The 20,312-nt window shown below is 66.8% G+C and carries 15 protein-coding genes; 9 read left to right on the top strand and 6 right to left on the bottom strand.

The genetic code is table 11. The features are described from left to right. Window positions 1-16 precede the first annotated feature (16 nt). A complete protein-coding gene (locus tag J2X42_RS08685) occupies window positions 17-1,813 on the bottom strand; it encodes a sulfatase (RefSeq protein ID WP_310164250.1) in 1,797 nt (598 codons plus the stop codon). Beyond that, window positions 1,810-2,400, bottom strand: a complete 591-nt coding sequence (locus J2X42_RS08680; RefSeq protein ID WP_310164249.1) for a PadR family transcriptional regulator — start codon at window positions 2,398-2,400, stop codon at window positions 1,810-1,812. The genes J2X42_RS08685 and J2X42_RS08680 overlap by 4 nt, the downstream gene beginning before the upstream one ends. Before the next feature lie 222 nt (window positions 2,401-2,622). Here J2X42_RS08680 and J2X42_RS08675 point away from each other — a divergent pair, with 222 nt between their 5' ends. Beyond that, window positions 2,623-3,510 (top strand): formylglycine-generating enzyme family protein, encoded by an 888-nt coding sequence (locus tag J2X42_RS08675; protein ID WP_310164247.1) that lies wholly within the window; start codon window positions 2,623-2,625, stop codon window positions 3,508-3,510. On the opposite strand, the gene J2X42_RS08670 is transcribed toward J2X42_RS08675, so the two are convergent. The 3 genes from J2X42_RS08670 to J2X42_RS08660 form a co-directional block, all read right to left on the bottom strand. Next, entirely contained in the window at window positions 3,507-5,282 is a 1,776-nt protein-coding gene (locus J2X42_RS08670) for a DUF5605 domain-containing protein (RefSeq protein ID WP_310164245.1), read from the bottom strand. The genes J2X42_RS08675 and J2X42_RS08670 overlap by 4 nt on opposite strands. A gap of 116 nt (window positions 5,283-5,398) precedes the next feature. After that, window positions 5,399-6,304, bottom strand: coding sequence for a DUF5655 domain-containing protein (locus J2X42_RS08665; protein ID WP_310164242.1), 906 nt, complete (start codon window positions 6,302-6,304; stop codon window positions 5,399-5,401). Between the two features lie 51 nt (window positions 6,305-6,355). Continuing rightward, window positions 6,356-6,769: a hypothetical protein gene (locus J2X42_RS08660; RefSeq protein WP_310164241.1), complete on the bottom strand. Its 414-nt coding sequence runs from the start codon at window positions 6,767-6,769 to the stop codon at window positions 6,356-6,358. Between the two features lie 88 nt (window positions 6,770-6,857). Here J2X42_RS08660 and J2X42_RS08655 point away from each other — a divergent pair, with 88 nt between their 5' ends. Further along, window positions 6,858-7,580 (top strand): transcriptional regulator, encoded by a 723-nt coding sequence (locus tag J2X42_RS08655; protein ID WP_310164238.1) that lies wholly within the window; start codon window positions 6,858-6,860, stop codon window positions 7,578-7,580. On the opposite strand, the gene J2X42_RS08650 is transcribed toward J2X42_RS08655, so the two are convergent. Then, on the bottom strand, window positions 7,546-8,127 hold the full coding sequence (locus tag J2X42_RS08650) for a hypothetical protein (protein WP_310164236.1): 582 nt from the start codon (window positions 8,125-8,127) through the stop codon (window positions 7,546-7,548). The two genes, J2X42_RS08655 and J2X42_RS08650, sit on opposite strands and share 35 nt — an antisense overlap. Window positions 8,128-8,286: 159 nt before the next feature. Here J2X42_RS08650 and J2X42_RS08645 point away from each other — a divergent pair, with 159 nt between their 5' ends. From J2X42_RS08645 to J2X42_RS08615, 7 genes are all read left to right on the top strand, one after another. Continuing rightward, window positions 8,287-10,458, top strand: coding sequence for an elongation factor G-like protein EF-G2 (locus tag J2X42_RS08645; protein WP_310164234.1), 2,172 nt, complete (start codon window positions 8,287-8,289; stop codon window positions 10,456-10,458). A gap of 123 nt (window positions 10,459-10,581) precedes the next feature. Further along, on the top strand, window positions 10,582-12,465 hold the full coding sequence (locus J2X42_RS08640) for a gamma-glutamyltransferase family protein (protein WP_310164231.1): 1,884 nt from the start codon (window positions 10,582-10,584) through the stop codon (window positions 12,463-12,465). A gap of 110 nt (window positions 12,466-12,575) precedes the next feature. Beyond that, entirely contained in the window at window positions 12,576-13,628 is a 1,053-nt protein-coding gene (locus J2X42_RS08635) for a hypothetical protein (protein ID WP_310164230.1), read from the top strand. A 7-nt stretch (window positions 13,629-13,635) separates the two neighbouring features. Then, window positions 13,636-14,013 (top strand): hypothetical protein, encoded by a 378-nt coding sequence (locus tag J2X42_RS08630; protein ID WP_310164228.1) that lies wholly within the window; start codon window positions 13,636-13,638, stop codon window positions 14,011-14,013. Window positions 14,014-14,073: 60 nt separating this feature from the next. Continuing rightward, the gene (locus tag J2X42_RS08625) at window positions 14,074-16,251 is read left to right on the top strand and encodes an FG-GAP-like repeat-containing protein (protein ID WP_310164227.1); all 2,178 of its coding nucleotides are present in this window, start codon (window positions 14,074-14,076) and stop codon (window positions 16,249-16,251) included. A 27-nt stretch (window positions 16,252-16,278) separates the two neighbouring features. Next, window positions 16,279-18,231 carry a M20/M25/M40 family metallo-hydrolase gene (locus J2X42_RS08620; RefSeq protein ID WP_310164225.1) on the top strand — a complete coding sequence of 651 codons (1,953 nt, stop codon included), beginning with the start codon at window positions 16,279-16,281 and terminating at the stop codon, window positions 18,229-18,231. A 23-nt stretch (window positions 18,232-18,254) separates the two neighbouring features. After that, complete coding sequence (locus J2X42_RS08615; protein WP_310164223.1) at window positions 18,255-20,282, top strand: M36 family metallopeptidase; 2,028 nt, start codon at window positions 18,255-18,257, stop codon at window positions 20,280-20,282. Window positions 20,283-20,312 lie beyond the last annotated feature (30 nt).

Raw genomic sequence — 20,312 nt, 5'->3', positions numbered from 1 at the left:
GTACCTCGCGCCGAGGTCATGGTTCTGCGGTTCCCGCAGTAACGACCCGTCCGCCCGGTGGAAGAGCCGCAAGCTCCCGGGCCAACTGTGTGAGGACAGCCTCGGATATCGGCGTGACCCTGGCCATCTGGTGCAGTGTGAGCTGGGCGCGGATGTTGATCAGTTCGGTGGCGACCAACTGTGGCAGGTGCTTCGTCAGGATGGCCTCGCAACGGGGGTCCTGCCGCAGTTCAAGGATGGGGATGTTCAGGCCTGCGCCGGCGGCGGGGAAACCAGACAGCGGCGGAAGCTGCTCCAAGGCCGCTGCCGCGCGGTCCGACTGTTTCCGGACCAGCAAATGGCCGGTGTCCGGAACCGTGCCAAAGGGAATTCCCAGCCGGTCAAACTGGCTTTCAGGCGCATCAGAGTCATGCATCAGGCCAGCCAGCAGTCGGAGCATACGCAGTTCCACGCCATCATCGGTGATGGGATAGTTCTGACCTGGGTCCGCGTCGAGGTCGAACAGGAGCGTTCCGTGGGTCCAGGGGTTCATCAGCGACCTGGACTGGATTTTCATGCTGCGAAGGCCCTTGGTGAACCGGAACGGTTCTGCGGGTTGCCAGTCGGCAAGTTCCCCGACGGCGAACCGGGCGCGCATGTGGGTGGGCATCAGCGTGAAGTCCTCCAGCGGTGCGTTGGCGGGTCCCGCGGAGGCGCGCATGTAGACGTAGCGGCCGTCTGTGACGTTGACGTGTCCTCCATGGATGCCGAAGAGCGCGCCTTGATGCACCTCTGCGTCATCATCAAGTACGGCGGCGAGGTCCTGGCCCTGCATGTCCGGCGTCGGCTCGAGTCCGAAAAACCGCAGCAGGGTGGGCGCGATGTCGATGGTCTGGGTCAGGGCGCCGCGGCGTGTGTCCCGGTCTCCCGTACGTGGATCCCAGAGGAACATCGGCAGATGCACCAGTTCTTTGAACCACGGCATGACTGACTTGGCCCACCAGCCGTGTTCGCCGAGCAGGAAGCCGTGGTCTGTATTGACCACCAGCATGGTGTCTTTCCACAAGCCGTGCCGGTCCATGGCATCAAGGACACGACCCAGCGACCTGTCGCACATCGACACGAGGGCAGCGTATTCGTAGCGGGCGTGGTCCACCTGCTCTTCCGGCTCCGAGACCTTCTGGTAGCTGGGCCAGTCGAACTCGGGCCCTGCATACTCGTGCGGGTACTTTGCCTTGTAGCCCTCATGGGTGAAGAAGGGTTCGTGCGGATCGAAGAGCTCGAGTTGGAGCATCCACTGGTCCGCCGCGTGGTTGGTCTCAATGAACTCAAGCCCGGCGTCGACCGTCCGCGTCTGCGGGTGTTCGGCTTCTGTGGGCATATAGCTGCGGTTGATGGCATCCTGCCGCCTCGTCCGCGTCATTGCCGTGCCGGCGCTGCCCTGCGGTGTCACCACGCCCTTCCAGGGGTCGCCTTCCTGGCCGCGGAAAAACTCCCACGTTGTGTAGCGGGGGTGGTACGTGGCGCCGCCGTCCTCCCAGTAATGCGGGTGGTCCGAGACCAGGTGGGTGTGGATGCCGGCCTGGCCAAGCATCTCGGGCATGGAGTCGTCGAACGGCTCCAGTGGGCCCCAGCTGCGGTGCAGGAAGTTGTAGCGGCCGGTGTGCATCTCGCGCCTTGCCGGCATGCAGGGCATGGAGCCGGCATAAAAGTTATCGAAGGTGACAGACTTTTCGGCCAGCCGGGCAAAGTTCGGGGCGTCAACGATGGTGTCGGCGTATGGCGACAGCATGTGCCGGTTAAGGCTGTCAAACATCAGGATGATGGCCTTCATCGGGGTCCTTTCGGGGTGGGCGAGGAGCCCGGGACTCCTGCGCGGAGTTCGGCGCGGAGTTCAGTCAGGGCCGCCACGTGGGCGTCCATGCCGGCGGACCCCATCCGGTGGAGCCGCTCCTTGACTGATTCGGCGAGTTCCTCGTCGAAGGCGATGGCGGGGTCCCAGTCTTCGCGGCGGTCACGGTGGCGGTATTGGGCTATCTCGTCCTCCCTGGTCCGGATTTCGACGTCGAGCAAGGAGGCCAGCTCTTCGCGGCCCATAAACCCGGCAAAGCTGAGGCGGACAGTGAGTTCCGGGTCCTGGAAGCGGGTCGGCGGTGTGTAGGGGCCGGTGAGCCAGCCGAGGAACATGGCGGTGCCCTCATCGGTGACGCGGTAGGTTTTGGCGTCCTGCGCCCCCGGCCGGTGGTCCACTGTGTGGGTTACCAGCCCCTGCGACTCCATCAGTCCAAGCGACCGGTAGACCTGGCTCATCTGGGTATTGGAGCGCAGGAACCGCCCGTGGTTGTCGAGGAATTTCTTGAGGTCGTAGCCCGTGCTGGGGTGTTCCAGCAACACGCCAAGAAGGATGTGCTCGAGCTTCATCGCGCTGACCTCCTGTGAATGTCCGTCAAGGCTCGGGCTCCGCCATGGAGTGACAAAACCATGACACAATAGGAATGGTTTAGTCAATGGCACAAGTGGAATGGTTTTGGTAAAGTCGGCGGGACCCCCCTACTTCCGGGAGACAGCGTGGAGCCCTCAGACCGTCCCGAGCCGCACAGTTGCTGTGCGCCGCCCCGGACTGCCGGAAGCGGACAGCGGCAGGTGATTGACGCCGTCGGCCCTTCCTCCCATGACGACGTACCGCTGGCAGGGGGCGCCTTCCAGATGGGCGACGCCTTCGGCGAGGGTTATCCGGCAGACGGCGAAGTTCCGGTGCATGAAGTCCGCGTGCCGCCGTTCCGCATTGACGCGACGGCGGTGACCAACCGGATGTTCGGCGCGTTCGTCTCTGCCACGGGGTTCCGGACCGAAGCGGAGCAGTATGGAACGTCCGCTGTCTTCCACCTGCTCCTGGACGCTCCCGCGAAGGACGTGCTCGGCGCGGCGGATCGGGCGCCGTGGTGGCTCAACGTTCGGGGAGCGGACTGGGCGCACCCGGGCGGCGCGGACTCCCATTGGACGGACGTGGCGGACCATCCGGTGGTCCACGTCTCGCACCACGACGCGCTTGCCTATTGCTCGTGGGCCGGACGGCGGCTTCCAACGGAAGCGGAATGGGAGTTCGCGGCCAGGGGAGGCCTGCGCGGAAAACGCTACGCATGGGGTGATGACCTCACGCCCGACGGCGGGCACAGGTGCAACATCTGGCAGGGCACGTTCCCCGGCACAAACACCGCACAGGACGGTTTCCTCGGGACCGCTCCCGTGAAGTCGTTCGCGCCCAACGGATACGGCCTCTATGAGACCGCAGGGAACGTCTGGGAGTGGTGCGCCGACTGGTTCCTGCCGAAGTACTACCGCAACTCGCCTGTGGACAACCCGCAGGGGCCAACCATCGGTGCGGGCAGGGTCATGCGCGGCGGGTCGTACCTCTGCCATGACTCCTACTGCAACAGGTACCGGGTCGCCGCACGCACCTCGAACACGCCGGAGTCCTCGAGCGGGAACTGCGGTTTCCGCACTGTGGGCCTGGAGCCTTCCGCCAATTAGTCGTTGGAGCGGTCGACCATGTCCAGGCGGATGGCCATGTACTGCCGTGCAGGGAGTTCAACACGGAAGATTCCGCTCCGCTGGCCGTCAAGGCGCTCGATGGTCATGTTCCAGGTGTCGATGACGTCAACGGTGCATACCTTGCCCGGCGGCAGGAAGACGGTCCGGTAGCTGGGCCGGTTGAACCCGAAGTAGATCAGCTCCTGGACGCCGGGCACGCCCCCGCGCGGAGCGTCCCAATCTCCAGGCAGCGGGTCCAGCACGCCGTCCGGAGCCTGCCTCAGGATCTCCGCCAGGAACCCGATCCGGGCCGGACTGTCTCCCACCAGGCTTCCGCCCTTGGACCACCACAGTTCCTCGGCGTCGTTGAGGTAGGTCTCACCGTGCCCCACATAGCCGCCACGGACGGCTCCCTCCCAGAAGCGCCGCACCATTTCTTCGCCGGTGATGTTGCCCCAGCCCTGGTCGATGTCACCCTCGTAGGCGCACTCGTCGATCACCACCGGCTTGCCCCACGTTTCCCGCCAGGCGTCGGTGTTTTCAGCAGTGCGGTAGACATCGATCCGCTGCACGCTCGCGTGGGTGATCCATGGCCTGTTGTAGTCGTAGAAGCCGAAACAGTTGTGGATGGACAGCAGGTGGCCGGACGGATCGTTGGCGGTGATGACCCCGGCGATACGCTCCCAGTCCTCAACCGACTTGGCACGCAGGAGGTCGTACTCGTTGGCAACAGACCACCACACATTCCGGTAGGCGGAAAGCCGGCGAACCAGGTACGAGACGAACAGGTCATCCGCATAGGCACCCATGTCCGAAAATCCCCACCGGTCATAGGCGTGGAACAGGATGAGGTCCGCTTCGATGCCCAGCTCCGCCAGCTGACGGATCCGTTGCTCGAACTGGCGGAAGAATTCGGGGTTGAACCGGGTGAAATCCCAGTCATCCCCGGAGCGCTCGTAGGCAAACAGGTCAGGTTCGTTCGTGTTGAAGAGATAGGACTTGGGAAAGACGCACATCCGGATCTTGTTGAATGGGGACCCGGCCAACGCCTCAAGGGTGCGCTCCTGGACGGCCTGCGGCTGGTGCGTCCAGGCGTAGGCAGTCGTGCCGATGGGGCTGTAGCGCGTGCCATCGGCGTGCGAAAAATGAAAACGGTCAGCAACCCGTACCGGACCATGGTTGGCCGGAGCCGGGGCGGAGCAATGAAACGCCCCCTTGAGCCCGTCCAGGGAACGGGCATTCGAGCGGGTGGTGAAGGTCCATTCCCCTTGCCGGTCAGGCATGAACCGTACTTTGTACGTACCGTCGCCGTCGTAGAAACCACCAACAGCCTGTCCTGCCCGCCCGCCGGAACCGGCGTGCACAAAGACGGCTGTGAGTTCAACGTCAGTGAACGGGTTACCCAGTGCAGGACCGTCCAGGGTCACCTCGAGAATGTCCCAGCATCCGACGTCGGCGGCGTGACTGAAAGCGGCGGAACCCCGCGCCACGGATTCGGGCTCATAGTCGTTGGCGGGCGCGGCGTGATGCGTTTGCGGCAACCGGCGATGGTCCTCCTCCGGAACGGCGCCCAGCAGTTGCCAGAGTTTCGCCAGCTCATCATCGTTACTGCTGAGGGCGGCGTTCATGCCGAGGACCTGGCCCACCGGCAGGTCCTTCAGCTGGTGCAGCATCGGCGAGTTGACGATTCCGGGGAGGTAATTCTGCACCATGGCCCGGGCTGCCCGGTTTGCCAGTATTTCGTGGAGCGGACTGTCCGGGTTCAGCGTCATTGGTAAGTTCCTCGGGATCGAAAGGCGGCATCAGCCGCGTCTGACATCACCATAAGGGCCGCACGCAAATTGGTCAACCGGTCGATATGTTGGAGCGTTGGCGCACAGGTTTGTTGCTAACGCTCCCGGAGGTGATGCTGGCAGCCCACCTCATAGGCCTCCCGCAGCCAGCCTGCCAGCTCGTCGTCAACGTCGGCGGGTCCGGTCAGGCGGACGGTGTGGATGTGCGTGTAGGGAGTTAGCGTTTCAACCTTCCTGAACCGTGGAGAGTCAATCCTTCGCGTGAGCCAGAACTCCACATCCAGCCACGTGTTCGCGGGCCTGGCCCCGGCAAAGCGCACCTTGACCATAAAGGCGACCCGGTCCTTGTAGGGCACCAGTGTGACCGGACCCAGGGCTTCAACTGCCTGTCGGACAAGGTCGAAGAGCCGGCGGATGTCGGGCGGCTTCCGCTGGAACGGCTCCTCCAGGGTGTGCAGGCCGCAGGAGTGGTTCATGTTCCGGGTGACGAACGCCTGGCCACAGGTGGGACATGTCCACAGGGGCCTGGCGGTTGGCTGCCCCGGTGGGACGACGGGCCTGCCCTGGAGCTGGGCCACAACCTGGCCGATTCTTCGCGCCCGCGTCGCCTGGGACCTGGCGTCCTCCATGAAACGAACCAGTTCGCGCCGCTCCGCCGCTGGCAGTTGGCTCCATCGTTCCGCGGTGCCCGCTTTGTGGAGCGCCAACGCGAGATCGCCCGGTGCCCCGACCTGCCCGGCTGCTTGCGGCTGGACATCAACAACCACGGAATCGCCGGCGTTCAGGCCTGTTGCCGCACGAAGGCCGCCGGAGAGATACAGCACGTGGCCGGCCGGTTTGACCGGTATCAGGGTTGCGCTGAAGTCCGCGCCTTCAAGGTGCCCGGCGACCCGGATGCGGCCCCTGTCCGCAAAGGGCATCAACTCGTTCCGTGCCGCATCCGGGATGTCGAGGCAAAGATTGCGCCCTCGCACGCGCACCACGCCGCTGAAGCGGACCATGCGGCCATTATTTCGCCGCGTCGGAAGCCCGGCAAGGGCCCCGGACCTCTCCTAGTGTGACCTCGCCGTGGCGAGCCGGTTCAGGGCCAGCGCGCCAACCAGGAGGCCGAAGTCCCGGAGGGCAACGTCATGGAAGCTGCCCAGGATTAAGAGGTTGATGATGATCCCCAACAGCCAGGCAGCCACAACCAGGGACCCGATGCGCGGACGGACCGCCACAAGGACGCCTGCGATAATTTCGACCACGCCGACCATGTACATGATGGTCTGCGCAGGAAGCGGCACCACGCTCGTTGCCACCGGGGCCAGGTAGACGGTCCAGTCGGCGAGGATGTTGGTGAACTTGTCCAGCCCGAAAAGGACAGGGGCAACGGTAAAGACGGTGCGAAGCAGGAGGAATGCCTGACGGTCCGGCTCCGCAGCCAGGATCCGTCCGTTCGCCCTCTCCGCAGCGGTGGCTTTCATGGTGATCTCCTTCTAAAAGTGGGTAGCACTATTTTAGAACCGCTAGAATGATTAATCAACGGTTCTTGTTTTTAGAAAAGAGGCTTCCATGCGCAGGCTTCCGTGGCCCGGCCGGCTGGCCGCCGTCGCATCCCTGGGTGATGAAAAGCGCCGACAGCTGTTTGAAGTCGTGTCGTCGTCGGACGGGGCCGTTGGCCGGGACGAGGCGGCACTGGCCGTGGACCTGCCCAGGAGCACGGCGTCGTTCCACCTTGACCGGCTGGTGAAGGACGGGCTCCTGTCGGTTGAGTTCCACAAACCCGCAGGTAAGGCCGGTCCGGGATCGGGACGGCCCGCCAAGCTGTATAGGACCGCTGAGTCCGAGGTTGGGGCCTTTGTGCCCGACCGTAACTACGATCTCGCCGGGGAGCTGCTGGCTGCGGCAATCGAATCCTCGTCAGCGGGCGGCACGCCCGTCCACGAAGCACTCCTGGCCACGTCCCGTGAAGCCGGCCGCTCGGCCGCTGCGGGAAACGGAACGCTGGAAACCTTCCTTGCCGCCGAGGGCTACCAGCCTGAACCGGACGGCTCCGGAGGCCTGACACTCGTGAACTGCCCCTTCCACCGGCTGGCCGCCAAGTATCCGGAGACAGTCTGCACGATGAACGGCGCCTTCCTCCGGGGCGCAGCGTCCGGATGCGGCGATTCCGAGGAACGGGTGCTGGGCAACGACACTCCCGGGCAGTGCTGCGCCAGAATCGCCCCGCCCATGCCGGGCGGCCCGGGAGCCGGGGACCTCAGCCGGCCTCCGGCAGGAACTGCCCGTTCCTAATCCGCGATGCACCGAAGGTGACAGTGACCGGCGGAATGCCGATTGGCTCGCGGGACCGTGACCGTGGCCGGCCCACGGCAACGTGCGGCACCCAGTGCGGGTACCTGAAGCCCAGCGCGGGCGAACTGAGGATGAAGTCGTCCACGTTGTCCACGAGCAGCCGGTCCAACAGCCCACGCAGCTCCTGCACCAGGGAGACCTGGTAGTCATGCACCTGCTCCGGCACATCCACCTCCAGTCCTGAGATTCCTCCGCCGCCGAGCACAATGAGTCTTTCCGACGTTCCGGAAAAGCCGTCCAGGACACGCAGCGCCTGCAGCCAGCGGGCCGTCTCCCGCGTCGCCGATGAGGCAGGGGTCATGCCTTTGGTCCACTCCGTGACATCGCGGGCAAAGTCCGCCAGGACGCCAATGTGCAGCAGGGTCAGATGCAGCCCGTTCGGCCGGCGCAGGGCACCGACGTACTGCCCCAGCTCCTCGTAGTCGGCCGGCCCTGACCCCACGCCCAGCACGGGTACCTCCACTGTGATGCGCGGAACCGCCTGCATCCGGACCTCCTTGGACCTGCCCGGACCGTCGGGCTTTTGCTGCAATTGTCCTCCAGTCCATGATTCGGCGGCGGCGCTCTTGCCGTTCCGCCCGCCAGGGTGTCGAATCGAGTAACACGTTCGGCCCGGGTGGCATGGCAAAGACGCCAGGAGGTTCCAATGTCGGTGAAAGGCACGAAGGACGCAGCGAGGACGCCCGGCCGGGGCGGACCGGAAGCACGCCGGTCGGACGCCTCCGCAGGAAGCCCGGCCCAGGGTCCGGCGCAGGTCCGGAATGTGGCGCTGGTGGGCCACTCCGGGGCCGGCAAGACCATGCTCATCGAGGCGCTGCTCGCCGCGAACGGCATGATTACCCGCAAGGGCACCATCGCGGACGGGACAACCGTCAGCGACTCCGATCCCTCCGCCGTCCACCAGCAGCGGTCGGTCACCCTGTCAGTGGTCCCGCTGCTGCTCGGAGACACCAAGGTCAACCTCCTGGACACGCCAGGATATCCGGACTTCATCGGCGAACTCCGCGCTGGGCTCAGGGCCGCGGACGCTGTCCTGTTTGTCGTGTCGGCCGTCGACGGCGTCGATGCGACCACCACCGCCCTGTGGAGTGAGTGCGAACATCTGGGGATGCCCCGCGCCGTCGCCATCACCCGCCTGGACCACCCCCGCGCGGATTACGACGGCGTCCTTGCCGCCTGCCGTGCAGCGTTCGGGGATTCAGTGCTGCCGCTCTATGTCCCGGTCCGGTCCGGCGGTGAAGTCACCGGCCTGCTGGGACTGCTGTCGGGGACAGTCACGGAATACTCGCCGGGGGAGGTGCGCCCCGCCCCGCGCGCAGGCACGGCAAGCGAGCTTTCGGAATCAGAACCTGCCCGTGCCGAACTCATCGAGGGGATCATCGCCGAAAGCGAAGACGAGACACTGATGGACCGCTACCTGGGCGGTGAGGACATCGATACCTCAGTATTGGTCGAGGACCTGGAAACCGCCGTCGCCCGCGGTTCATTTTTCCCGGTCCTGTCGACGTCCGCTGTGACGGGCGTGGGCGCCGCCGAACTGTTGGAGGTGCTGACCAAGGCCTTCCCGTCGCCACTCGAGCGCGGCCTGCCCGACGTGACGGACCTCGCCGGCACGCCACTGGGCGCCTTGTCGTGTGACCCGGCGGGACCGCTGGCGGCTGAGGTTGTCCGGACCAGCATTGATCCCTTCCTGGGCCGGGTCTGCCTGGTCAGGGTGTTCTCCGGGGAGCTGCGCGCGGACACCCCGGTGCACGTGGCCGGCCACGGACTGGCAGACCGCGGCCATCAGGACCACGACACCGACGAACGCGTCACCCACCTCTATTCCCCGCTGGGTGCCAACCTCCGCCCGGTGCACAGCTGCATCGCAGGGGATATCTGCGCGGTGGCCAAGCTCGGGAGCGCCGAGACCGGGGACACGATCTCCGGCCGCGAGCAGCCCCTGCTCCTGGCCACCTGGGAGATCCCCGAGCCGCTGATGCCCGTGGCCATCGAGGCCGACTCCCACAGTGACGAGGATGTCCTGGCCCGAAGCCTCGGAAGGGTGGCCGCCGGGGATCCTACCCTCAGGGTGGAACGAAACGCCGAAACCCACCAGCAGATCCTGTGGTGCATGGGGGAAGCCCATGCCGAGGTGGTGCTGGACCGGCTGCGTGACCAGGGCGTGAAGCTGCACACCGTCAGTGTGGTGACGCCCCTTCGGGAAACCTTTGCCGCCCCGGCCGCCGGCCACGGGCGGCACGTCAAACAGTCCGGCGGCCATGGACAGTACGCGATCTGCGACATTGAAGTGGAACCCCTCAGCCGCGGCGGCGGCTTCGAATTCGTGGACAGGACCGTGGGCGGGGTGATCCCCGGAACGTTCATCTCTTCCGTCGAAAAGGGAGTCCGGGCGCAGATGCAGAAGGGAGTCTCCGCCGGTTTCCCGGTGGTGGACCTGAGGGTGACCCTGGTGGGCGGAAAAGCGCACAGCGTGGACTCGTCGGATGCGGCGTTCCAGGCTGCGGGAGCCCTGGCGCTGCGGGAGGCGGCGGCAGCAGGACGCATCCAGCTGCTCGAACCTGTTTCGTCAGTGATCATCAGCGTGTCCGATGAGCATGTGGGCGCCGTGATGAGTGACCTTTCCGGCCGCCGCGGGCGGCTGACCGGGACCACGTCGTCGGGCTCCGACCTGACCGAAATCAGCGCTGAGGTCCCGGACCAGGAACTCCTGAAGTACGCCGTGGAGCTAAGGGCCCTGACCGCCGGAACGGGACGGTTCCGCCGCCGGTACCTGAGGCATGATCCGGTGCCCGGCAACACGGCCCCTGTCGCCTGAAGGGCGCCTCGCGAGCTTCCAGGCATGCATGGCCGCGGCTTTCCGGACACCGTTGAATGTCGTACTGCGCCGGAGTAGGCTGACGCCCACCTCAACCCGCACCACCCTCACCAGGGAGCGACCATGCCAACCTCACGACGTCGATTTGCTGCCATTACGGCGGTTCTGGCTTTGAGCGTGACGGGCGGGGCGGTGACCAGTCCCGCGCTCGCCGATCCCCGGGAGATAGTCAAGGTTCCGACGGCCACCGGGTACGGCGGGGCGGTCAGTACCGTCGACCCCGAGGCGTCTGCGGCGGCGATCGAGGTGCTCCGCAACGGAGGCAACGCGGCGGATGCCGCCGTCGCCGCGGCCGCTACCCTGGGTGTGACCGAGCCATACAGCGCCGGGATCGGAGGCGGAGGGTACTTCGTGTTCTATGACGCGAGGACTGGTGACGTTGAAACGATCGACGGCCGCGAAACCGCGCCGGCCACCATGCCGACCACCGCGTTCATCGACCCCGCCACAGTCACACCCGCAAATCCGGCGGGCAGTCCATACCCGTTTGCGCAGCTTGTCTCCAGCGGCGTCTCCGTAGGCGTCCCAGGCACGCCGGCGACGTGGGAACGGGCACTGGAACGATGGGGCACCCTGGACCTCGCCGAGGCCCTCGAACCTGCCATCAAGGTTGCCAACCGCGGGTTTGTCGTGGACGAGACGTTCCGCCAGCAGACCCTTGACAACAAAGTCCGCTTCTCGGCGTTCACGCCGACCCGTGATCTCTTCCTGCCCGGCGGCGACGCTCCCGCTGTCGGGAGCATCTTCCACAACAACGACCTCGCCAAGACGTACCGGCTCCTAGCGAAGGAAGGGAAAGATGCCTTCTACGGCGGTCCGCTCGCTGCGGAGATCGCTGCCACAGTCCAGGCTCCCCCGAAGGATCCAACCTGGATGGCTCCTGACCCCGTCCCACCCGCGACGACGCCCGTGTCGATTCCTGCTTTTCCCGGTTACCTGACGACGGCGGATCTTGCCTCGTACAGGACCATTGACCGGGAGCCTACTCACGTCAACTATCGCGGCTACGACGTGTACGGCATGGCACCGTCCAGCAGCGGCGGCACCACAGTGGGCGAAGCACTGAACATCCTGGAGCCCTTCGACCTCGCCGGGATGTCCGACGCCGGTGCCCTGCACTACTACCTCGAGGCGAGCGCGCTGGCCTTCGCTGACCGGGCCAAGTATTTGGGCGATCCGGCATTCGTTAATGTCCCCACCGAAGACCTCACCGACCCGCTGTTCGGCAAGGAACGGGCATGCGAAATCGACCCCAACGTTGCCGCCACCAAGCCTGTCGCAGCAGGCGACGTGACCTCGAACATGGGTGCCTGCCCGATTCCACTGGCGCCCACCGATGAGACGGACACCGAAAACATCTCGACCACCAACCTGACGGTGGCTGACAGGTGGGGCAATGTGGTGGAGTACACCCTCACCATCGAACAGACCGGCGGCTCGGGCATCGTTGTGCCAGGCCGCGGGTTCCTGCTCAACAACGAACTGACCGACTTCTCGGCCGCGTATGTTCCGACCGACCCGAACCGGCTTGAACCCGGCAAACGCCCGCGCTCGTCGATGTCGCCCACCATCATCCTGGATGAAGGCAAGCCCTTCCTGGCGCTTGGTTCGCCCGGCGGATCGACCATCATCACCACGGTCCTGCAGACGATCCTGAACCGGGTGGATTTGGGCATGACTGTTTCCGAGGCTCTCGCTGCCCCGCGTGCGTCCCAGCGGAATACAGCAAATGTCAGCGCAGAACAGGAATTCATTGACGCCCCGTACTTGGACGACTTGGAGGCTCTTGGGCACGTGTTCACGAAGGCAGGTGACGGACTCACATCCTTGCCGGAGATCGGCGCCGCGACCGCCATCGAGTTCGGGCCTCAAGGTCAAATGACCGCCGCGGCGGAGCCCGTGAGGCGCGGAGGCGGTTCGGCGATGGTCGTCACGCCGGCCAAGTGAGCCGCGGAAAGGACGGCCCGTAACGCCACCGTAACGCCGCCTGTCCATACTGGGGGCTCGGGAAGGGCTGACCGGATTCCCGGTCAGCCATGCGGCGGAAGGCAACCGGAATGAGTGATCCAACCGAGCAGGGGACACCCCACCCTGGCCGCTTACGCCACAAGAACCGAATCTGGGCGGAGCAGGTCCTGACGCGGTCCACCCGGCTGCGGGCCTTGTCCGTATGGATGCAGTCCCGCAGCAACGACGAATTCCTCGCCGTCCTCGACGAGGGCATCAGCAGGCACCTCGATATCGCCGAGACCTCGGCCGGCGGCCGGAACCACCGCGGTTTCACCGATTTCGGCGGATCCGCCATTGAATGCGCCGTCAGCAACCTGGACGCCGCCGAGTCGCTGCTGCTGCTGCGTGCACCGGACGACTACATCCAGGGGCATTTCCCGGGCATCCACTCGGACGTCCGCCGGTACCTTGAGGCCGAGGATCCCCGGAGACGCCGGATTGAGGCGCTGTCAAAGCAGATCCTTGACCAGCCGGTCACCATCGACACCAGGGAGAGCCTGGGCATAGCCCTCACGGCGGCCCGGTCGCACTCCCGGCAGCAATACATCAAGGTGCGGAACTTCCGGAACGCGGTGGTGGTGGCCACTGTCGTGCTGTTTTCCGTCGCCGTGGCATTGGGAATCTGGGGGTTGAGTTCCCCGCAGTCCATTCCCCTGTGCTTCAACCCGGACGATAAAATCGTCTGCCCGGCCGCGGAATCGCTGTACCGCCCCGGCAACGGGGACGACAAGAACCTGGTGATCCTCCGGACGGCGATGCCCTTCGACATCTTCCTGATCCAGTTCGTCGGCCTGGTGGCCGCGGCGGTGTCCGGAGCAACGTCCCTGCACCGGATGGAGGCAACCCCGGTCCCGTTCAGCCTGCCGATTGCCCTGACCGTCCTCAAGCTTCCCACCGGTGCACTGACCGCCGTCCTGGGCCTGGTCCTGATGGGCGGCGGGTTCGTGCCGGGACTGAGTGCGCTGGATTCGGCGCCCCAGATCCTGGCCTGGGCCATCCTGTTCGGGGCATCACAGCAGCTCTTGACCGGACTCGTGGACCGGCAGGCCCGGGGAGTTTTGGACGGTGTCGGGGGAAAACCGCACGGATCCAGGATCTAGCGGCGCGATGGCCCGCCGTCCGGAGAGGCATAAGCCACAGGAATTTGTCGAAGCCCTCGTGGTGCTGGAAACAGACGACGCCGCAGGCAGCCGGCTCGAGCAGGTGCGCCAGCACGCCGTCGTCCTTCAGTGGCTGCCGCCGCGGATAGCGATAGTCCTGGTGCCGGCACAAGGTACTCCGCCCAGCGCAGTCCCCGGAACCAACTGGTACCCCGGTGACATTCCGGCGGATGTGGCGGCAGGATTCACCTCCACCGAGCGCCTGTTTGTGGACGCCTGGCTGTCCCGCCGCGAACCCAAGACGCGTCCCGGCGACGGCCTGCCGTGGGACGCCGCCGGGCGGGAACCCCCTGACTGGCCGGACGAACCCAGGCACCGTCAATAACACTGCAGTAACGCCCCGCGGTGCATAGTCCTTGCTGTACGCCTGGGTGAGGAGAGGGCAATGTCTGGAGATTTGAATGTCAGCGAACAGGCCGTCCTGGACGATTTCCCGGGGCTGAGGAGCGGTGCGGATCCGAATCCGCCGATCCACCAGTACGGGCGGATCCGGATCGCCGTGGTGCCGGAAGGGGGCGGGCCGCTGCGGAACGGCCTGGCGCCTGACGCGCCGCCGGAGGACCTCACCGAGACGGAGCGGCTGGGCCTGGACGCGCTGCGCCTGCGCGACTCGCAGGAGTTCCGGACCGCGAAGGAGAACCGTCCCCGGCAGGGTGAGCCCTGGGACATGACGGGCTGCACCGACGTCGTGCCGGCAGGGGAGGCGGACGCCGGAGCCGACAGCCTGGCCTTCGCCGCCGCGCCCACCAGCAGTTACCTGGAGGGAACCGTTGCGGTGGGCATAGTGATCGTCCAGGGCCCGACGGCGGCGCTGCGGTTTTCGGACGCAGAGGTCCTGAAGGTGGTGGCTGAGGTCCAGAACGGCCTGGGGTACTTCGCCACGACCAACCCGATCGCGGGCATCAGCTTTGCGTATGACATCCAGAACGTCACACTGGCCACACCCGCGGACCCGGCCAGCGCCGACCTGGAGGGCCTGTGGCGGAATCCGGCCATGGGCGCCATCGGCTACAGCGCCGACTGGAGCGGCGTCACCGCCTACGTGGAGGACCTGCGGACCCGCTTTGGCACCCGGTGGACGTACTGCGGCTTCTTCACCAAGTACCCGCTCGGGCACTTCGCCTACGCGTCCATCGGCGGCCCGCGGATCGTCATGGACTACAACAACGACGGCTGGGGCCCTGACAACATCGACAGGGTCTTCGCCCACGAAACCGGACACATCTTCGGCTGCCCCGACGAGTACGCGGTCAGCGGCTGCACCTGCGGCGGAAGCTGGGGCCGGTACGGGACCAAGAACGGCAACTGCGAAAACTGTGCTTCCGGCGGCGGCGTCCCCTGCCTCATGAAGGGCAACACCTTCACCCTCTGCGGCTACACCCCGGCCCATCTGGGCTGGTCCCCGCAGCTGCTGGTCCGCAACTACGGAGCCTCCGCGGGCGGCTGGCAGGTGGGCCGCCATCCGCGCATTCTGGCCGACACGACGGCGGACGGCCGGGCGGACATCGTGGGCTTCGGGGAGGCCGGCGTCTACCTTTCCCGTGCCCAGGCCGACGGGCGCTTTGAGGTTCCCCACCTTGCCGTGAACAACTTCGGCTACGTGGCCGGCGGGTGGCGGGTGGAGAAACATCCGCGGTTCCTGGCCGATACCACCGGGGACGGCCGGGCGGACATCGTGGGCTTCGGGGACGCCGGCGTCTACGTCTCCCGCGCGCAGGCCGACGGCACTTTTGATGCGCTGCGGCGGGTAGTGGACAACTTCGCCTATGTGGCCGGGGGCTGGCGGGTGGAGAACCATCCGCGGTTCCTGGCCGATACCACCGGGGACGGCCGGGCGGACATCGTGGGCTTCGGCAATGCAGGAGTCTATGTTTCGCGGGCACAGGCGGACGGCAGCTACGACGCCCTGCGGCTGGTGGTGAACGACTTCGGCTACGTGGCCGGCGGCTGGCGGGTGGAGAAGCACCCGCGGTTCCTGGCCGATACCACCGGGGACGGCCGGGCCGACATTGTGGGCTTCGGCGAGGCCGGGGTGTACATCTCCCGTGCGCAGGCGGACGGCAGCTACGACGCCCTGCGGCTGGTCGTGAACAACTTTGGCTATGTTGCCGGCGGCTGGCGGGTGGAGAAGCACCCACGGTTCGTGGCGGACCTGACCGGTGACGGGCGGGCAGACATCCTGGGCTTCGGGGAGGCCGGAGCCTATGTCTCCCTTGCCCAGGCGGACGGCAGCTACGGCCCAGTGACGCTGGCTGTGGCCGACTTTGGCTACGTGGCCGGTGGCTGGCGCGTCGAGCGGCATCCCCGCCTCCTGGCTGACACCACCGGTGACGGCCTGCCGGACATCGTGGGCTTCGGCGAAGCTGGAGTCTATGTCTCCCGGAACCTGGGCGGCGGTGCTTTCGAAGCCCCCGGCCTCATTGACACGCACTTCGGCTACGCGAACCCCGCCGGCGGCTGGCGGATCGAACGGCATCCCCGCTTCGTGGCGGACGTAACCGGGGGCGGCAAGGCAGACATCGTCGGCTTTGGCGAAGCCGGGGTCTACGTCGCCCGGGCCTAGCCGGGTCCGGGTCGGGAAGGTACGGAGATGGCCACCGTCTACTTCGATATCGGGGCAACCCTCGCGGATGTGAGCGCTGCCCCCGACGGCTCGCTGACCTTCCGGCCGCGGCCACGCGTCCACGAGGTCCTCACCGCGCTCGCCGGCTCAGACCTGGGGATCATTTCGAACCCCGGCCCGGGTGAGCGGGCCCGGGCACACGCTGCAACTGCCCTTGGTGCGGCGTTCCCGGGGCAGTTCACCGACGGCGCGCTGATCCGCTGGGGACCGAAGGATTCACGAGCGATCTTCGACACCGCCGTGGCCGCTGCGGGCGCTGACGCGGAAGACTGTGTTTTCGTCGGTGAAGATCCGGACGAGCGGGCGTTTGCCCGCGAGGCGGGGCTCCGCACTGCTCCGCATCCCGTCTTTGCCGGAGCGGCCGTCGAAGGACGCCCGGTCCTGTGGATCCGCATCAGTCTTCCCGATGACCGGAGCCTCACGGACCTCGGGGTGGTGGCCAACGCCGCCGAGGTTGTCCCCGTGCACATCCCTTCAGCCCGGCTTGTCCTCGCCATGACTACGGCCTCCGGCGTGGAGCACCTGCTGGACGCCGGCTTCGCCGTGGACCGGCAAGCTCCGGTGGACGATACCGTTGCGTTCCTGGTGCGGGACGACAGGCCCGGCCCGCCGCCGTCGGGCATTCCAGGGGCGCCGGCACCTGCAGCAGCACCCGCGGGAGGGCCGGCCGGCGGCCAGGCACGCGCTGCGGCGGCCTTTGCTTTCATGGCGGGCGGGCTGACCGGGCTGACGCAGACCGTGGTTTCCCTCGGTCCGGCTCCCGGCGGCGTCTACATTGCGGCCCCTGCCGGCACCCCGCTGGAGGAACTGCATATCCCCGGTGCGCGCCACGGCCACACCGAACGCCTGCTTCCCGACCCCGTCCTGCTCCCCAGTCCCGGGGTACTCGACGGCGGGGCGCTCGCCGCCGGGTTCTCCCGCGACGGTCTTGCGCCGGCTGTGCCGTTGCCCGAAACCGTCGACGCCGTCCGCGCCGCAGTCACGTCGTCCGCGATCCGCGGGCACACAGCACGGCTCTCCGGGGCTGCCCCGCTGGTTGATGGAGAACCGGGGGTGGTCACCAGCCGCGACGTCTCGAACCCCGGGAACATGGTGGTTGTGGATGCCCTGGCGGCACAGTTCCAACGCCTGGGCTTCACCGTCACGCTGCAGCCCTTCACCTGGCGCGGGCACCGCCTCGCCAACGTGGAGGCCGAACACCGGGTCGAAGGATCAGACGGGTCCGTCCTGGTCACGGCCCATCTCGATTCAACGGCGGCATACGGCGAATTCGCCGATCCGGCCGGCAGGCCCCGTCCCTACGATCCCGGCACCGACCCGGCCCCGGGGGCCGACGACGACGGAAGCGGAACGGCCGCGGTTTTGGCGGCGGCAGCGTGCCTCAGCACCATGGTGGCGGCGGGCAGGACGCCGGCGCGGACCGTCCGCTTCGTCCTGTTCAACGCCGAGGAGCAGGGCCTCATCGGCAGCAAATACTACGCGCGTGCTGCGGCCGCCAACGGCGACACCATCGCCGCCGTGCTCCAGATGGACATGATCGCCGGCCTGCATGACGGTGCCCGGAGGGTGGAAATCCATGCCGGTACGGCCGTGCCGGGCCCCGTGGCGGCCGCTTCCAACGCCCTGGGCGACCGGCTGGCTGAGGCAGCGGCAGCGATTGAGCCTGGCCTGGAGGTCCAGAGGCTCACCGGGAGCGCGGACCCGGCCGCCGGCCGCAGCGACCACGCGAGCTTCCACGAACGCGGCTGGGCGGCGGTTGCCGTCTCCGAGAACTTCTTCGCCGACACCTCACCCGCCACCGGCACACGGCAGTACCACCTCCCCGGGGACACGCTCGACGACGCCGACCACAACACCGAATACGCCGCAGCGATCGCCCGCGCCGTCACCGTGGCGGCCCTGACATTCGCAGGACTCTGAACAAGCACGAGAGGACCACCGTCATGGGCAAGATCATTGATCGACGCAACATGGACCACGACCGCTTCGCCGGGGGTGACGCAGCACGTCCTCCGCGGGAAAGCGCCGGCAGGGCTGCGCCCGGGGCCGACGGGGAACCCGGCGGCGGACCCGGCAAGGTGAACCGCTTCACGGGGCACCGTTCGGAACTGAGGGCAGCCCATGCACCCGGTTTGGAAGCCGGGGCGGAACCTTCCGAGCCGGAGTTCATAGCCAGGGCCAAGTCGTACGCCATGTCCGTGGCGGAAGCCGTCGGGTTCGAGGCGGAGGTCCCGCCCGAGTTCGAGGCGGATCCCACCATCACCACCACGTCGGAAGGACTGCGGGTGGTCAGCCTGCAGCAGGTGTCCAACGGCATCGAGGTGTGGTCCATGTCGCCGAAGGTCTGGCTGCACAGCGACGGCGCTGTGGACCGGCTGGTCGGGGATACGGTCAGCGTGCCCGCGGACCTTCCGGCCAAACCCGCAGTCGCAGCAGAAGCGGCCCTGCTGGTGGCCGTCCGGGAAGCAGCCAAGGCCCGGACCCTGAGGGGAACCTTTGGCGACGACGAACTGCCGCAGCTCGATGTTGCCGAGGCAGACTTCAGGCGGCTGTCCTTCCAGCCCCTGCCGTCCCGGCCCATGACGTTCAGCCGGGGAGCCTTCGCGGAAGACATTCCGGCCCGGCTCGTGTACCTGGACATGGGCGGCAGCTTCCGGCTCACCTGGTTCTTCACAATCTCCCGCGAGGACCTGATCGTCCAGTACAAGGCCTTCGTGGAAGCCGATGGGCGCACCAAGGACCTCGAAGCCCCCGAAATCCTGTACTTCTACGACTCCACCAGCCACGCCGTGGGCGGCCGCGTCTTCACACGCAACCCCGCCCAGACCGACTTCCGCGAAGTTGCCTTCCCCCTGCCTGCAGCCGAATACCCCATCGAACCGCCGGCCGGCTTCCCGGCCTTCGGACCCTGGACGGGCACGGTGAACGGGAAGCTGGCCACGGTGGGCAACAATGTTCGTGCCCTCAACGGGACCACCAGGAAACCGTTCGAGATCACCGCGGCGGCCAGCGGCGGCGTTTTCGCCCCCGCACCTGAGAGCCCGGAGCAGTTCATCACCAACATCTTCTTCTTCTGCAACTACATGCACGACTTTTTCCTGATGCTTGGCTTCACTGAGGAGGCCGGGAATTTCCAGGCCATTAACCCCAGCGGGCTGGGACGGGGCGCAGACCCCGTCGACGCACTCGCCCACCCGGGCCGCGTAGTCGGCACGGCCAACATGAGCACCCGCGCCGACGGGGTGGCCGGCCTGATGAACATGGGCCTGGTGACCTCCACCGGCCGCCACACCGCCAACGACTCCGACGTGGTGTTCCACGAGTACGTCCACGGCGTGAGCAACCGGCTGGTGGGCGGCATGCTGGACGCCGAAGGCCTGGACGAAGACCAGTCTGTGTCCATGGGGGAGGGGTGGAGCGATTTCTTCGCCCTGACCATCAACAACTTCCCGGGTACCAGCGAGCGCCTGGTCACGGGAAGCTGGGTGACGGGGCGGGAGTCCGGAATCCGGCAACGGCCCTACGACGCGCACTACCCCGGGACCTTCGGCGATATCGGCAAGGGGACCGGGCAGGTGGCGGGCCCGGCGAACGCCGACCTTTCCTACCAGGAGGTGCACGACGTCGGCGAGATCTGGTGCGCAGCCCTGATGCAGCTGACCCGCGGCGTCGGCGCAGTTCTCGGCAGCACGGAGCGCGGCTACCGGCTCGCGTGGCAGGCCGTCGTGGACGGCCTCAAGCTGACTCCGAAGAATCCGTCCTTCCTGACAGCACGCGACGCCGTGCTCCGCGCCTTCAGGTCCATGAAGGGCACCGGGCGGCTCACCGAAGAGGAGTACGCCGCTGTCCGGCGCGCAGCGTGGGAAGCTTTCGCCCGGTTTGGCATGGGCTTCGACGCGTCGTGCCCGAACGCCACGTTCAGCGGCTGCCGCGGAGGTACGGCGATCCCCCCGGACGGGGTTGATGACTGAAAGGGTGCGTGGCTGAAGGAATGGACGACG

Origin of the sequence: Arthrobacter sp. BE255 (assembly GCF_031457335.1) — a bacterium.
In the GTDB taxonomy this organism is placed as follows: domain Bacteria; phylum Actinomycetota; class Actinomycetes; order Actinomycetales; family Micrococcaceae; genus Arthrobacter.
This window is presented reverse-complemented; position numbering and strand designations above follow the sequence as displayed.